11 protein-coding genes are annotated in these 16320 nt (G+C 62.4%); 5 read left to right on the plus strand and 6 right to left on the minus strand.

From position 1 onward, the window contains the following. On the minus strand, positions 1–466 hold a 466-nt coding region (locus N7573_RS16270; RefSeq protein WP_164115458.1), incomplete at its 3' end, for an SET domain-containing protein-lysine N-methyltransferase. Positions 467–675: 209 nt separating this feature from the next. Between N7573_RS16270 and N7573_RS16275 the strand changes: the two genes are divergently transcribed. From N7573_RS16275 to N7573_RS16295, 5 genes are all read left to right on the plus strand, one after another. Then, positions 676–1131, plus strand: a complete 456-nt coding sequence (locus N7573_RS16275) for an SUF system Fe-S cluster assembly regulator (RefSeq protein WP_005408436.1) — start codon at positions 676–678, stop codon at positions 1129–1131. Positions 1132–1148: 17 nt separating this feature from the next. After that, complete coding sequence (gene sufB / locus N7573_RS16280; protein WP_043396952.1) at positions 1149–2624, plus strand: Fe-S cluster assembly protein SufB; 1476 nt, start codon at positions 1149–1151, stop codon at positions 2622–2624. A gap of 74 nt (positions 2625–2698) precedes the next feature. Continuing rightward, on the plus strand, positions 2699–3463 hold the full coding sequence (sufC, locus tag N7573_RS16285; RefSeq protein WP_279912743.1) for a Fe-S cluster assembly ATPase SufC: 765 nt from the start codon (positions 2699–2701) through the stop codon (positions 3461–3463). Further along, positions 3463–4725 carry a Fe-S cluster assembly protein SufD gene (gene sufD / locus N7573_RS16290; RefSeq protein ID WP_149908878.1) on the plus strand — a complete coding sequence of 421 codons (1263 nt, stop codon included), beginning with the start codon at positions 3463–3465 and terminating at the stop codon, positions 4723–4725. The genes sufC and sufD overlap by 1 nt, the downstream gene beginning before the upstream one ends. Then, on the plus strand, positions 4722–5978 hold the full coding sequence (locus tag N7573_RS16295; protein ID WP_005408431.1) for a cysteine desulfurase: 1257 nt from the start codon (positions 4722–4724) through the stop codon (positions 5976–5978). The genes sufD and N7573_RS16295 overlap by 4 nt, the downstream gene beginning before the upstream one ends. A 549-nt stretch (positions 5979–6527) precedes the next feature. Here the strand turns inward: N7573_RS16295 and N7573_RS16300 are convergent. From N7573_RS16300 to N7573_RS16320, 5 genes are all read right to left on the minus strand, one after another. Further along, positions 6528–6905 carry a hypothetical protein gene (locus tag N7573_RS16300; RefSeq protein ID WP_279912744.1) on the minus strand — a complete coding sequence of 126 codons (378 nt, stop codon included), beginning with the start codon at positions 6903–6905 and terminating at the stop codon, positions 6528–6530. A gap of 1541 nt (positions 6906–8446) precedes the next feature. After that, positions 8447–8968 carry an RHS repeat-associated core domain-containing protein gene (locus tag N7573_RS16305; RefSeq protein ID WP_279912745.1) on the minus strand — a complete coding sequence of 174 codons (522 nt, stop codon included), beginning with the start codon at positions 8966–8968 and terminating at the stop codon, positions 8447–8449. Positions 8969–9530: 562 nt separating this feature from the next. After that, entirely contained in the window at positions 9531–9836 is a 306-nt protein-coding gene (locus N7573_RS16310; RefSeq protein ID WP_279912746.1) for a hypothetical protein, read from the minus strand. Continuing rightward, complete coding sequence (locus tag N7573_RS16315) at positions 9833–10786, minus strand: RHS repeat-associated core domain-containing protein (protein ID WP_279912747.1); 954 nt, start codon at positions 10784–10786, stop codon at positions 9833–9835. The genes N7573_RS16310 and N7573_RS16315 overlap by 4 nt, the downstream gene beginning before the upstream one ends. 3 nt (positions 10787–10789) lie before the next feature. Continuing rightward, positions 10790–16228 carry a wall-associated protein gene (locus N7573_RS16320; RefSeq protein WP_279943219.1) on the minus strand — a complete coding sequence of 1813 codons (5439 nt, stop codon included), beginning with the start codon at positions 16226–16228 and terminating at the stop codon, positions 10790–10792. Between the last annotated feature and the right edge of the window lie 92 nt (positions 16229–16320).

Below are 16320 nucleotides of genomic sequence, written 5' to 3' on the forward strand. Positions count from 1 at the left end.
AGCGCTTGGGCTGCAGCATGGTGCCGGTGCACTTGGGCGAGCCGCAGCGGCACTCCCAGATCTTCTTCAGCTTGGCGGTGTGACGCTCGGCCAGGGTGATGCCGTAGTTGTAGGTCAACTCTTCGCCGGCCTTGATATCGCGCAGCGCCTCGATGAACACCTTGTCGCCGCGGTTGTCGCCGTCCTCGTCTTCCTCGATCACCGCCTCGCAGTTCGGGTCGCAGCTGTGGTTGATCCAGCGCGCGTCATTGCCCTTGTAGTTGGCATCGATCACCCAGTCGTCGTTGAGGGTGAACAGGAAGGTATGGCCACTTTCGACGTCGCCGCTGTCATCGGCATCAACGTCGCCGTGGCTGCGCAGCAGGCCCTTGTACTGGATCACGCGCTCGCCCTGCTTGATCGGGGCCACGGCGAACACGCCGTTGCCATGGATGGCGGACTTGCGGGCTTGGATCTTCTTCGGCATCGGCACGGGCTGTTTGCAGCGAATGGAACAGGGATTCTCGCCCATTCCGGGTGATTGCGAAAATCACCCCGTTGGCGCAGCATTGCGCCCTGGCAACGGCCCCGGTGTGTCCTCCCGGCCCGGCCCCAGCGCCGGCTGAATGCCCGGGTTGGATGGCGGCGAATAAAAGCGTACAATTTCAGTCCGCTTTAAGAACCACTCGCATCCCCATGTTGCGCGTCACCAAACTCACCGATTACGCCACCGTCGTGCTGACCGTGCTCGCCGCCCGTCCGGGCGAGGTGCTCAGTGCCACCGAGCTGGCCGAATTCACCGGTCTGGAGCCGCCCACCGTCAGCAAGGTGCTCAAGCCGCTGGCCCAGGCCGGCCTGGTTGAAGGCCTGCGCGGCGTGCGTGGCGGCTACCGCCTGACCCGCCCGGCCATCGAGATCTCGCTGTTCGAAGTGGTCGAAGCGATGGAAGGGCCACTGGCCCTGACCGAATGCAGCCACGACCACCACCAGTGCGGCATGGCGCCCAAGTGCGGCGCGCGCAGCAGCTGGCGGCTGATCAACGACGTGGTTTCCGAGGCCCTGCGCGATGTCACCCTTGCGCAGATCCTGCCCCCTCTCCCCCTTGCCGATGACGAACAGCGCCGCACCATCGCTGTCGACGTCGTCTCCTGATCCGTAGGCAGCCCCCCATGGCCACCGAAACCATCGAAAACGTCGCCCACGACGACACCCCCAACCGCGAGATCCACGAGCAGCTCGGCCGCAAGTATTCGGCCGGCTTCATCACCGAGATCGAATCGGACTCCCTGCCGCCGGGCCTGGACGAGGACACCATCCGTGCCCTGTCGGCCAAGAAGGAAGAGCCGGAGTGGATGACGCAGTGGCGCCTGGACGCCTACCGCCACTTCCTGACCATGCCGATGCCCGACTGGGCCAAGCTGGAGATCGCGCCGATCGACCTGCAGGCGCTCAGCTACTACTCCGCGCCGAAGGGCCCGAAGTACGCCTCGCTGGATGACGTGCCCAAGGAGCTGCTGGACACCTACGACAAGCTGGGCGTGCCGCTGCACGAGCGTGCCAAGCTGGCCGGCGTGGCGGTGGACGCGGTGTTCGACTCGGTGTCCGTCGGCACCACGTTCCGCAAGGAACTGGCCGAGAAGGGCATCATTTTCTGCTCGATGTCCGAGGCCATCAAGGAACACCCGGAACTGGTCCGCCAGTACCTGGGCACCGTGGTGCCGGTGGGCGACAACTACTTCGCCGCGCTCAATTCGGCGGTGTTCTCCGATGGCAGCTTCGTGTTCATTCCCAAAGGCGTTCGCTGCCCGATGGAACTGAGCACCTACTTCCGCATCAATGCCGGCCACACCGGCCAGTTCGAGCGCACCCTGATCGTGTGCGAGGACAAGGCCTACGTGTCCTACCTGGAAGGCTGCACCGCGCCGATGCGCGACGAGAACCAGCTGCACGCCGCAGTGGTCGAGCTGGTCGCGCTGGAAGACGCGGAGATCAAGTACTCCACCGTGCAGAACTGGTACCCGGGCGACGAAAACGGCGTCGGCGGCATCTACAACTTCGTCACCAAGCGTGCCGAATGCCGTGGTGCGCGCAGCAAGGTCACCTGGACCCAGGTCGAGACCGGCTCGGCGATCACCTGGAAGTACCCGTCCTGCGTGCTGCTGGGCGACGACTCGGTGGGTGAGTTCCACTCCGTGGCGCTGACCCATCACCGCCAGCAGGCCGACACCGGCACCAAGATGATCCACGTCGGCAAGCGCACCAAGAGCAAGATCGTCAGCAAGGGCATCAGTGCCGGCCGCGGCCAGAACACCTACCGCGGCCTGGTGCGTGTGGACCGCAATGCCGATGGCGCGCGCAACTACACCCAGTGCGATTCGCTGCTGATCGGCAAGCAGTGCGGCGCGCACACCTTCCCCTACATCGAGGTGAAGAACCCGGGCGCCACCGTCGAGCACGAGGCCACCACCTCGAAGATTTCCGACGACCAGCTGTTCTACTGCCGCGCCCGTGGCATCAGCCAGGAAGACGCGGTGTCGATGATCGTCGACGGCTTCTGCAAGCAGGTGTTCCGCGAACTGCCGATGGAGTTCGCGGTGGAAGCCAAGAAGCTGCTGGAAGTCTCGCTGGAAGGTTCGGTGGGCTGACCACCCGCCCCTGCCCCTCGCAAACGCATTCTCTTTACCGGCGGGCCGCGGCCCGCCCCACGGAAACCCCCACCATGCTGAAGATCGAAAACCTCCACGCCCGCATCGGCGACAAGGAAATCCTCAAGGGCCTGTCGCTGGACGTCCAGCCCGGCCAGGTGCACGCCATCATGGGCCCCAACGGCGCCGGCAAGTCCACCCTGGGCAATGTCCTGGCCGGCCGCGACGGCTATGAAGTGACCGAAGGCAGCGTGCAGTTCGACGGCGTCGGCCTGCTGGAGCAGGACCCGGAAGCGCGCGCCGCTGCCGGCCTGTTCCTGGCGTTCCAGTACCCGGTGGAGATCCCGGGCGTGAACAACACCTACTTCCTGCGCGCCGCGCTGAATGCACAGCGCAAGGCGCGTGGCGAGGACGAACTGGACTCCATGCAGTTCCTCAAGCTGGTGCGCCAAAAGCTGGCCGTGCTGCACCTGAAGGACGAGCTGCTGCACCGTGGCGTCAACGAAGGCTTCTCCGGTGGCGAAAAGAAGCGCAACGAGATCTTCCAGCTAGCCGTGCTCGAGCCGAAGCTGGCGATCCTGGACGAAACCGATTCGGGCCTGGACATCGACGCGCTGAAGAGCGTGGCCGACGGCGTCAACGCGCTGCGTGCCGCTGACCGTTCGTTCCTGGTCATCACCCACTACCAGCGCCTGCTGGACTACATCAAGCCGGACGTGGTGCACGTGCTGGCCGATGGCCGCATCGTCAAGACCGGTGGCCCGGAACTGGCGCTGGAACTGGAAGCGCACGGCTACGATTTCATCAAGGATCGCGTGGTGCGCGAGGCGGCGGTCTGATGAGCGCCCTGCTCGACTCCATGGCCCAGGCCTTCTGCGGCAGCGACGCGCGCCGCGAAGTGCTGGACGCGGCCCTGCGTGACGGCCTGCCGGCCGCCCGCAACGAAGCCTGGAAGTACACCTCGCTGCGCCAGCTGGAACGCCGTGCGTTCGCTGCGGCGCCGCTGCAGGGCCCTGCGCTGGACGCCGCGCTGCTGGACGACATTCCGGCGCCGCGCCTGGTGTTCGTCAACGGTCGCCTGGATGCCGCGCTGAGCGACGTGCAGGCGCTGCCGGCCGGCGTGCAGCTGCAGCCGCTGTCGGCCGCACTGGCCTCCGGCGAAGACGCCGTGCGTTTCCTTGGCCGCCGCTACGAACGCAGCGAAGAGATCTTCGCCCGCCTGAATGCCGCGCTGGCCGATGAAGGTGTGGTGTTGCGCGTGGATGAAGGCGTGCAGGTCGAAACGCCGCTGCAGCTGGTATTCGCCAGCGTCGCCGGCGACACCGACCTGGCCTGGCACCACCGTCACCTGATCGAACTGCGTGCCGGCGCCAGCCTGGGCGTGGTCGAGCACCGCTTCAGCGTGGGTGACTCCGCCCACCTGGACAACACCGTGCTGCATGCCCACGTCGCCCGTGATGCCGTGCTCAAGCACGCCCGCGTGCAGGCCGGCAGCGCGCGCCAGACCAGCTTCCTGCGCACCGACGCGGTGCTGGCCCGCGACGCGCAGTACCACCGCGTCGACCTGGAACTGGGCGCCGCGCTCAGCCGCCATGAACTGAACGTGCGCCTGGAAGGCGACAATGCCCAGCTGACCGCCAACGGCGTGCTGCTTGGCAATGGCCGCCGCCACGTCGAAACCCGCCTGGGCATCGACCACATCGCACGCGATACCGCCTGCGAACTGCTGTGGCGCGGCGTCGCCGCCAACCGCAGCCGCGTGGTGTTCCATGGTGGCATCCAGATCCGCGAAGGCGCCGATGGCACCGACGCGAACCTGTCCAACAAGAACCTGCTGCTGTCGGCCGATGCCGAGATCGACACCCAGCCGACACTGGTGATCGACGCCGATGAAGTGAAGGCCGCGCACGGCGCGACCGTCGGCCAGCTCGATGCCAATGCGCTGTTCTACCTGCGCTCGCGCGGCCTGCCGCAGGCACAGGCGCAGGCACTGCTGAGCGCCGCGTTCTGCCACGAGCCGCTGAAGATCCTGCCCGACGCACTGCGTGCGCAGCTGGCACGTCGCCTGGACAAGGCCCTCGCCGAGGCGGGTGTGGCATGAACCTGTCCACGCCGCGACCGATCGAAGAACGCACCGGCGCCCCCGACTGGGACCGCGTCCGTCTCGACTTCCCGCTGTTGATGCGTGAAGTGCACGGCAAGCCGCTGGTCTATTTCGACAACGCCAACACCGGCCAGAAGCCGGTGCAGGTGATCGGCGCGGTGGACGAGTTCTACCGCCGCTACAACGCCAACGTCAGCCGCGCGGTGCATGCACTGGGCAGCGAAGCCACCGATGCCTACGAAGGCGCACGCAACAAGCTGGCACGCTTCCTCAACGTGCGCCCCAGCGACCTGGTGCTGTGCAGTGGCACCACCTTCGCCATCAACCTGGTGGCCTATTCGTGGGCGCTGCCGCGGCTGAAGGCCGGTGACGTGATCCTGATCACGCGCATGGAGCACCACGCCAACATCGTGCCGTGGCAGCTGGTCGCGCAGCGTACCGGCGCCACCATCCGCGTGGCCGAGATCACCCCCGATGGCGCGCTGGACCTGGATGCGCTGCGCGCGGCGATGACCCCGGAGGTCAAGCTGCTGGCGGTCACCCACGTCTCGAACGTGCTGGGCACGGTCAACCCGGTGCGCGAGATCTGCCGCGAAGCGCGCAAGCGCGGCATCATCACCGTGGTCGATGGCTCGCAGGCGGTACCGCACCGCAAGGTCGATGTCGCCGCGATCGGCTGCGATTTCTACGCCATTACCGGCCACAAGATGTGCGGCCCGACCGGCACCGGCGCACTGTGGGCGCGCCGCGAGCACCTGGACGCGATGCCGCCGTTCCTCGGCGGCGGCGAGATGATCAAGGAAGTCAGCTTCGACGGCACCGTGTTCAACGATGCCCCGCACAAGTTCGAAGCCGGCACCCCGAACATCGCCGGTTTCATCGGCCTGGGCGTGGCTGCCGACTACTTGCAGCAGCTTGGCCAGGAGAACGTGGAAGCACGCGAAGCCGAACTGCTGGCGCACTTCACCGAAGAGCTGCGCCGCGTTGACGGCCTGCGCATCATCGGCGAAGCGCCGGAGAAGGCCGCGGTGGTCTCGTTCCTGATCGATGGCGCGCATGCCCACGATCTGGCCACCCTTCTGGATCTGGAAGGCGTGGCCGTGCGCTCGGGCCAGCACTGCGCGCATCCGCTGCTGCAGTACTTTGGCGTTGCCGCGACCTGCCGTGCCTCGCTGGCGTTCTACAACACGCACGCCGAGATCGAGCGTTTCATGACCGCGCTGACCAAGGTGCGCAAGCTGCTGGGCTGAGCATTCGCCAGAATCGGGGAAGTATGAGAACGCCGCAGGAAACTGCGGCGTTTTTTTATTGCGCGCTGGACGCAAGCAAGCAGAGGCGTGACCGGGAAACACCGAGTGATGCCAGGAACGGGCAATCTCACCGTAACGCCGATCCATCCACCATCAACGACCTTGAGGCACCGTCCCCTACATGCCAACAAGCATGGATACCCCGGAGGCAATCAAGAAGACGTACATCATCACGACGCCCCTCAACACCCATCGTTCCCCCTGATGGAGCGTCTGCCCTTTGGAAGTAAGGGCAAGCACTGCAATACCGCGCAAGCACCTAAGCCACCAATCAACCTTGATGATTCCGACTGCAGCGAGTACTTCCGGCCGTTCACGCTCGATTTTAAGCAACATCCTGTGAGCCGCAAATGCGTTTATCCACATGGCACCTAGAATAATGGAAGCCAAAATGGGGAAGCTTTCAACAAACCCTGGCACTCAGCTCCTCCTTTTGAGGCTACTCCATCACATAGCACCTGCACACCCAATCTTCTACGCAACAATCAGCTATGGAGTCGATGCGTTCAAGGGCGCAAGAAGCCCCTTGACGTACCCACCGAGGCCAACAACGTCCTCAACTGTACCAATCAGGTCCCGTCGCATCATCTTCTCGACATGCTCTACACCACCAAGTCGCGCGACAACATCCGCAAGGAAAGTGACATCTCCCGCAAACAACGTCACGTCCTGATCCAGCTTTACAACCCAGCGACTATTACGCGAGAACAAAAAATGATCACGCATGAAGTTCCCATCTGCCAGCCAGTAGGAGCGCAGGCCATCCAGACCTCGCTCAATTTCCACGCCTCCCCGTCGGAGCACTCTGAACATCGAACCGCGCACATCGCGATATCTGCAAAGTGCTCCGAAAGTACTTTCAGCCACGCCACCCAAACATCATTCGGAGCAAAATCCTCATACAGGTTGCGATCAAACGCCATCCCCGCCCAGTCTTCCCGGAGAAGAGGGAGATCCGGAGGGGTAGCATCCGAGAGGGATGCCGCAATGAAGTCTGGCAAGCAACATTTATTGTTCATGGCTTCTCTGACTGCACTCAAGCCCACTCATCAATACTCTGCCTAACGGCCAACACCTGTGCTTCGGCATAGCGGGGATCGCAAATACGGATATCGGCGTCATCAAGATAGTGCCATATCACGTGAGGAACCCCGATTTCATACGAAATTGACCGAAGCACGTCCTTGATAAATTCCGCCCTCTGGTACCAGCCAGACGCCTGTTCCACGGAAGCAGGCTCGGATTCCAACAGTCTCCGCAGACAGGCTAAAACGAGATCCTTTTCATCGATAGCGCCCAATGCGAAACCTCATATTCTTCAACCAAGGGGAAATTCCCCCAAAGCCTATCGGCGTGATCGATCAGTTCGCAATGACACACCAGTTGGGCAACCCTACCCCGCAAGGCGCAATCCCGACCCGTTCATACCGCAACCCAGGCGCCATACAGGCCACCAGCACCACTATCGCAAGCACCACTCGAATCAACAACAAAGAGAGCCCATTCATGGCTTAGTCCCAGCTCGGCATACTCTGGGCGACAGGATGGTTGCTCGACCACGGCAAGCAATCTCCTGCATTGCAGGCACGCGCGCGATACTCATGCGCGCAATAGGTCCCGCCACTCGACTGCACATAAGCATTGCGGCGAAAAAATGCCGATGGCGCCGTCTCCCGTTGCAGCTGGCGCTTCAGCAGCCTGCCAGATAGCTACGCTAAAGAAGAGGCCCCATTCGGCGGACGTATCGTGTCTGCACAAGACTGCTACGAACTCTTCCCGCGTAGCAAGCCAACGAAAAGAGGTATGTAACCCACCGTGAACGCCGCCAGAAGTATGAGCGCCCATTCAATGAATGAAATCCCTGTATGCCCGTACACGAGACGCAACAATCCATAGCTTGCGATCGTGAAAACAGCAGCTTTCGCGTAATACAGGGCGACGCCCTTCAGGATCAATTTGGCCTTCATATCCTACTTCAACTTATCGTTCACAAGTGGTTCCAGATCGCCTGATGAACTGACCGCCGTACCGACGGCATTGGCCGCTGTCTGGGTGGGATTGGAGTATTTAAACCCAGGAGTGGCTTCCTTTATACCCTGCATCAGATTTCCTGTCGCAGCTCGCTCAGTCTGTGTCATCCCAGCACTCGCACTTCTAGCGGCTACGCCAGGCGCAGCAGAAACAGCTGCCCCTAAGCCAGCCGTTCCTCCGCTCAAGGCTGCGCCCTTCGCAACCTCGGATACAGAAGCGGTCTTGCCTTCAAGTTGTGCATTTGCTTGGACTGAAACTGCGCCGACGGCTGCATTTCCAACCACGTTTGCAGCAATGGTTCCACCGGCAGTGGCAGCAGTGCCTGCAACGGCACTTACTCCACCACTTAGCGCGCCAGCCGCTGTTGCGACAGCAACTTACCCCCATTTTACTTGGGAGAATCTTTCGCCCATCGACCCTTCAGCCATAGCCATCTGAACACCGATGTTCACAACTGCGCCTATTGGCGCGCCCCACAAGCACTGGGGGCAGCGCCCATCCGGATCTTTGAACTTGTACGGGCTGTTGTAAGCATAGGCGTAGCGGTTTAGATGGCGCATATCGCCCCCTTCAGCCGTTACCGGATCAACACTCAGGAAAGCCCCTAACGCCGGATCCATGTACCGCTGCTGCATGTAACTCAGCCCGGTCCCGGAGTCCGTCACATGCCCCGTATACCCCGGCCCATCCTTCAACGGCCGATTCACCACCGCCCCATACGGTTCATACACCGTACGCTCGATGACGTTTCCGCTGGCATCGGTGATCGTCACCGGTGAACCCAGTGCATCAGTGTGGATGTACTCGACCACTTCCTGGGCAACTGCAGGCGCGACACAGGCTGCCAGCACCACCACCGCGAGTACCGCCCGAATCAACAGCGAACAGAGTCCATTCATGGCCTAGTCCCAATTCAATACGCCGCGGGTGACGGGGAAGTCTGCGGACCATGCCGAACAGCCGCCGGCGTTGCAGGCCCTGACAATGTAGAGACTGGCGCAGTACGTCCCGCCGTTCGACTGCACGTAGGTACTGGGGCCGGTGTACAGGCGCCGTCCAGCTCCGGAAGGCTCAAGCTGATATTCCGTTGCCCCCGGAACCGCGCGCCAGCCGACGCTACACTGCACCTGATAGGGCGCCTTGCGCGTGCTGAGCCACTCCGCTACGTAGATCTGAGTGGCTGCGGGAGGAAGCACGACGGAGACACTGGCGATACCCGAGTAAGGGCTGCACCCCGCGAAATTGCATGCCCTCGCCCGGTAGGCATAGCTGCCATTACCACGGCTGGCACCCAAGCTGTTCCCACCGCCGTTATGCACCACCGTCCAGCCACCACCGTTGACACTCTCCTCCAGCACAAAGCTCTCGCTGTTGGCCGGCACCAACCACCTCAGGCTGTACTGCGACACGTTCACCAGGCCCGGAGCGCTGATCACCGGCTCGATCGTCGGTGGAGCGACTCTATTCTCGCCCCCCCAGTACGAATGAACTTCTTCTGGTTACGTCGAATTGAACAGATGAAGTTGGGATCAGTACTGCTTCAGCAACGCGCTCCCCATTCAAGTGATTTGAGATAGCCTCTTCGGGGAACGCACCTTGGCCTAGTAGGTAGACGTGATAGTAATCTTCGTAATCATCAAGGCTCTCATTGAACTCGCAGTCGAGTACCCATACTCGACCGAACTCATCCATTGCCACCATTAGTCGCGGGATGTCATAAAAGTCCCGATACTCACACACAGTGAACTTACCTTGTGGAATATTCATTTTATGCGATCTATCTTTGGAACAGGATTTGACTGAGGGGGACTGAAACTACTTGGCGCGCCACGGCCCTCCGCAACATTCACGTGTTGGAAGTTAACATTTCCAGCGCGAGTAGGCTCAGGCGCGACGTCCACCTTTCCTCCACCCGATCGAATCTCCCCTGCGGTGGAGGTTCGAATGGTCCCGTGCGGAACTCCAGCCCCTGCTTCTTGAACGGAGCGTCCTTGAGAAGCAGAGAAGGCGCTTCCTTGCGCAGGCATCTCGCCAGCCCCACCTCGCACAATCACATTGGCATTGGGCACATCTCCGGGAGCATGCGGATCCCCCTTTGGCGATGCTCCCGCTCCTTCCGAACTTTGATTTCTGTTTTGCGCAGTTAATGACCTTGCGATAGCAATAACCGACCTAACAACTGGCGCAGCCGGTAGGGCTGCCACAGCTATTGCTGAGGCCGGCTCTACCATTGGACTATAAACATCCGTTTTACCGGCAGCGGCATCACGTGCGAATTGATCACTGTGTCGATCACACGCTCCGCATCGCCCGTCCGGATCACTAAATTTGTACGGATTATTGTAGGCATACGCGTAGGGAGTGAAGTGCCGCATGTCCCCTTTGCTATAGATGGTCACTGGATCAACACTCAGGAAAGCCCCCAACGCCGGATCCATGTACCGCTGCTGCATGTAACTCAACCCGGTCCCCGAGTCCGTCACATGCCCCGTATATCCCGGCCCATCCTTTAACGGCCGGTTGACCACCGCCCCATACGGCTCATACACCGTACGCTCGATGACGTTCCCGCTGGCATCGGTGATCGCCACCGGTGAACCCAGTGCATCAGTGTGGATGTACTCGACCACTTCCTGGGCAACCGCCGGCGCCACACAGGCTGCCAGCACCACCACCGCGAGTACCGCCCGAATCAACAGCGAAGAGAGTCCGTTCATGGCTTAGTCCCAGCTCAGTACGCCGCGGGTGACCGGCCGTTCGGCCGACCACGGTGAGCAACCACCTGCATTGCAGGCACGTACGCGATATTCTCCAGCGCAGTAGGCATTGCCGTTGGCGCTCACATAGGTATTGGGGCCGGTATACAGACGTTTGCCACCGCCGCCACTCTCAAGTTGATACTCGGTAGCATCGGGCACTTGGCTCCAGCCCACCTCACACTGGATCTGATAGGGCGCCTTGCGCGTACTGAGCCAATTGGCCACATTGAAGTAGGGTGTCCCTGGCGGAAGTGCGACCACAACCGTCGCAATGCCCGAGTACGGACTGCACCCCGCGAAATTGCACGCCCTCACGCGATAGGCGTAGCTGCCTTTGCCACGACTGGCACCAAAGCTGTTCCCGCCGCCGTTATGCACCACCGTCCAGCCACCACCGTTGGCACTCTCCTCCAGCACGAAGCTCTCGCTGTTGGCCGGCACCGACCAGCTCAGGCTGTACTGCGGCACGTTCACCAGGCCCGGCGCGCTGATCACCGGCTCGATCGTCGGCGGCCCGATCACCGCTACCGTCGACGTGGCCGACCACGGCCCGCAGCCTGCGCCATTGCAGGCGGCAACCCGATAACCATAGCTGCCCACACCACGCACAGCGGTGGCATAGGAACCCGCGTTGCCGTCGAACAGCGTGACCCATCCGCCACCATTGCTGCTCTCCTGCAGGGTGTAACGCGTGGCACCAGCCACCCCGTTCCAGCCAATACCAATACTGCCCGGCGCAGCGCGTGCCGGCGCAGAGAGTCCGGGCGCAGTGGCAGGCGGATATACGACCGTCACCGCAGCCGTGGCGCTGTATCCCGTGCACCCCACCGGGTTACATGCGCGAACCCGGTAGTTGTAGCTTCCCGCTGCCTTGCCACTGAAGGCCTTGGACTGACCGATGGCGTTATGCACCTGGACCCAGGCGCCACCATTGGCGCTTTCCTCCAGCTCATAGCGCTCGGCACCGGAAGCCACGGTCCAAGCCACGCTGTAACTGCCATTGAAGGCCGTGGCAGGCACGTTCAAGGTCGGCACGGTGGATGGCGCCAGTGCCACGGCCACTGACGCGACATTGCTCCATCCGCCACACACCGCACGACAGCCGCGCACGCGGAACTGATAGGTCCCCGTGACCAGGCCTGTGCTGGTGAACGATTGCGCCGCGCCATCGAAGACCGTGCTCCAGGTGCCCGCAAGGGCACGCTGCAACTCATAGCGGTTGGCACCGCCGGCCGGGCTCCAGGTCAGGTTCACGCTGCCCTGGGTGATGTAGCCCGGCGCACTCAGCGCGGGAACGCTGGGTGCCGCTTCGCCATGCACCTGGGAAACCAAACTGCCTGACAGGTAGAGATAGTCGGTCTGCTTGCCGGTACGTTCGTTGCGCTGGAATCGCAGCACGCCGCCGTTGTCGTAGAACGAGTAGATTGCCCCCTTGCCACTGGCGCTGGCCTTCACCCGACGACCGTGGGCGTCGTACTCGTAGCTCTCTGCTGTTCCGGCCGTGCGCAGCCGGTTGCCGTAGTCAAACGCGAAAGCCTGACCATTACGTACCGAAAGATTGCCCTGCACGTCATAGCCAAGACCGGTCACGGTTGCGCCGGTTCCGGTTTCAATCACGTTGACCAGTCGATTGGTCGGATCGAAGTAGTGCGTACGATCGCGGCTGCCGACCTTGGCACGGCGCAGGTTGTCCAACGCGTCATACTCATACAAGGCGTTGCCGAAGCCCGGCGCAGTGACCGTCCGCAACCGGTCCAGGCCGTCATAGGTCATGTCCCGGTTGCCGGGCGCCCCGGGCAGACCATCGGAAATGGCCATCACGTTGCCACCAGCATCGTAGTCATAGCTGTCATCCAGCACTGCGGCCGCTGCAGTGGCATCGCGGCTGCGGTCGGGCAGCCCGCGGGCATTCTGGGTCAACGTGTGCACGATTCCGTTGCCATATACGAAGCGGGCCAACGCGCCGTTGGCAAAGTAACTGGCCTCCTTCGCATAGCCGCCGACCGTCGTCGCCCGACCCAGTGCGTCCGGCGCATAGCTGACGACACGCCCACCCGGATAGGTATTGCTGGCCAGCGTGCCGTTGGCATCGTAGCCATATACCAGGCTCAGGCTTCCCAGATCCGGATGCTGCAGGGTTTCGCCGCTGAGCAGGCGGCGGCGGTTGTACTGGTAGCGGTTGACGACCATCGGCCGGGCCGGATCGTTCTGCGTGCTGATCTCGGCCGGCAGACCATCAGGCGCGTAGGACCAGTTCTGATTTCCGCGCCCATCCGGGAAGATCAGGGACGACAAGCGGTTGGCGGCGTCGTAACTACGCTTCACCGCACGTCCGCTGGCCAGGGCTTCACTTCGGTTGCAGTCGGTGGTGCTGGTCAAACCCGTGCCGGCCGCCGACCACAGCACGTTGCCTGCCGCGTCGTAGTCCTGCACGGTCGCACCGGTTTCCGGCTCGATGGTCTTGCACAGCTGCTGGTAGCCGTCATAGACGTAGCGGCGGGTCAGCGACTGGCTGCCGTCTGCATTGCGGCGGGTGATCGCCAGCGGCTTGCCCAGCGTGTCGCGCTGGATCTCGGTCACCACGCCTTCCGGGTGCTGCAGCGTCAGCGGCATCTCGTAGCTGGGCTGGTCGTAGGCAAGGTGACGAGTGGTCGTGGCCTGGCCGCGGGGGGTGGTCACCTTCACCGACAGGTTGCCCACGTACTCGGTGCGGGTAACCAGTGCCCCCAACTCGGACGATTGACTGACCACGGTGGGGCGGCCCAACGCGTCGTACTGCGTCGTGGTGCCAGTCAGGGTGGCATTGATATCGGAGAGCTGCCGCGTGGGATACGAGGCAAACACGGTCTTGCCGCTGGTGTCGTAGCGGGTCACCACGGCACTGTCCAGCACATTGTTGGCGTTTTCGGTCACCAGCACCGGGCGGAACATCGCATCCAGGTAGGTATCCGTGCGCCGTCCGCCCTGCGTGCGGGAGTGCTTCCACGCACCGGCGGGCACCCCCAACTGCGCGCCACCCAGTCGCTGCAGGTCCATGGTTACGCCATTCCAGTTCACGCTGTCGCCGCCGGGGAACTGCTGGCTGCGCAGCCTGCCCATGCTGTCGTAGCTGAAGCTGGTGGTTGCGCCGGTTTCGTCGGTCAGCGAGGTGATCCAACCGTTGTCGTCCACGGCAACCGTGCGCACCGCACCATTGGGCGCTTCGGGCGTGGCCGGCATGCGGAGCTGCTGCGGAACACCACGCTTCCATCCCGACAGATGGCTGGTATTTCCACGGCCATCGGCCACCGAGGCAACCGTGCCATCGGCTGCATAGGTCACCTGCTGCGCCAGGCGGCCAAATGCGTAGGCGCGCAGTGGCAGTGCTTTGGCCGTATCGAATTCGGTGCGGGACTGTTCGATGCCATTGAGCACACTGCGGGCTGTCTGGCCGTTCACCCATAGCGCGGGATTGTCGTAGTAGCTGGTGCTGCTGGTGCGACTCTGGCCTGCGGAATTCGCTTCAACGACGGTGACTTCGCGCGCAAATGCATCAAAGGCCTGCACGGTGCGGGTGAACTGCACGCCATCCTGATTCACAACCGTGCTCTGCACTGGGCGATTCAGATGCTCTCCCAGTTCCCTGGCCCCGTACTTGAGATTCCGGCCCGCCTCGCGCGGGAACGGCGCACTGGCAAGTTGCGCGTCCGGGTAGTAGTTGCTGCGCTCGATGCGAACCACCGCGCCACCAGAGCTGGTAGTCGTGGACAGCAATAGACCGTCGTTGTAGCCGACTTCCTTACCGAATTCGTAGGTCCGAATAACCCCATCGGGTAGGGTTTCAATCGTTATCTTGGGCTCTGCCTGCCCCACCGGAATCATCGGCCACCCGGCCTGGTCGACTCTCCTGTCGTACTGCCACCCCAAATTGGTGTACTGATAGCTCCACTGCGTGGTGGGCATCCCCGGGCCGCTTATCCGCTTTGCCACCAAAGACATCGCGTCCCGATAGAGGGGCGTGAGATTCCATCCGTCGGCCAGCAACTGATCGTCGCCGGAGGTCTGGCAGTTGAACGGAACATTCTTGCGCCCGTGTCGGAACGGTCGAAACACAAAAGTACCGAGTGCGCCAGAGGGATGTGTGACAGTAGCCGTGACCTCGGTCTGCACAATCTTGTTCGTCTTCGCGCACAGCCCAGCGAAGTCCATGTAGGCTGAAGGGTCCTGCCCGGTGTATTCGGGGTACTTCTTCGTCACGTGGACCGGAGGCAGGTCGTAACGCCAGGCGGTGCCATCCGGCAGCGTCACCGACTGCAACACACCGGCCGGAGTGTAGCCATAGGTCCAGGTGCGGCCCGCTGCTGTTGCGGTTGCGATGCGGCCCAGGGAGTCATAGGCAAGGCTGATGCTGCGCCCATCGTTGGCAACGATTCGATCCAGCCGCCCGCCACTCCATTCGTAGCGGACCCAGTTGCCGAAACGATCGACAACCTGGGATGGATAGAGGAAGACCTTTTTCCGTTTCAGCGTGGCATGGGTGATGGTGTCGTAGGGCTGGAGAACGGCAGACTCGTTCTCGCGCGCCACCATCCAGTCGAAGTAGTACTTGGTTCCGTCTGGCGCGTGGCCCAGGAAACCTTCGCCCGGCTGGCCGCTCTTGAGCGCACTGAGGCATGAGAAGAACCATCCCCCTTTTGTGTTCCAAGGCGTTGGCGTGCCAATCTGGGGCGTTGGCTGGCGTGCGTCCCCGCTGCCCGCCAGGACGGTTTCACCGCCTCCGCCCGGCAATGAAAGCCTCACCCCATCCCAATAGGTGTGGGGAGAAAAATTGATGGTCTGGGTATGCTTGTAATTCCAGACATCCAGCGACGGGGGTGCGGTAACTGTCGAGCAACGGGCGCTTGGCATCCAATGCCCGCCGATCGCGGTTTCGGGCTGGTCTCCGTATGTGCCTGAAAGCGACGGAATGTCGAGATCCCAGTTTCCATATTCCTTGTCATTTGCACCGCCGCTGACATCCCCGTAGCTGCGGCTGAGTGAAACCGCGAGCCCGCCATTGCCTGGAATCGAAATATCCGTGGCCTTGAAGCTGATCGAGCCGTCATAGAGGTTGACCTGCTCGCCGAAGATCTCGCCCTTCAGCGGTTCGACAAGGTCCCCGTACTTCAGTCGCTTGTCGTACTCCTGGCGCCAGGTGGGAACGATCTGGGCTGAAACGCCGACCGGTGCCAGCACACACAGGGCAATGAAACCGAGAAACAGACCCTTGGCAGCCGTTGCGGCGCGCGGATGAGAAATGAGGCGAGACTGCATGAAGATCCTCCCTGGATCGACTTCCCTGTGTGCCCCACCCGCGCCGAACGGCAGTTGGCCTTCGACCAGGCGGCACCCACTCCGGCAGACAGCCACGCGTTGCTTCACGGTGGGCGGGTGCTGACCATGGATATGAACGAATAATGAATACAGCGTCAACCCTGCGTATTGGCCACACTCGGCAAAGTTGGCCCAAGCGG

Origin of the sequence: Stenotrophomonas sp. GD04054 (assembly GCF_029836955.1) — a bacterium.
GTDB classification, from domain to species: domain Bacteria; phylum Pseudomonadota; class Gammaproteobacteria; order Xanthomonadales; family Xanthomonadaceae; genus Stenotrophomonas; species Stenotrophomonas maltophilia_A.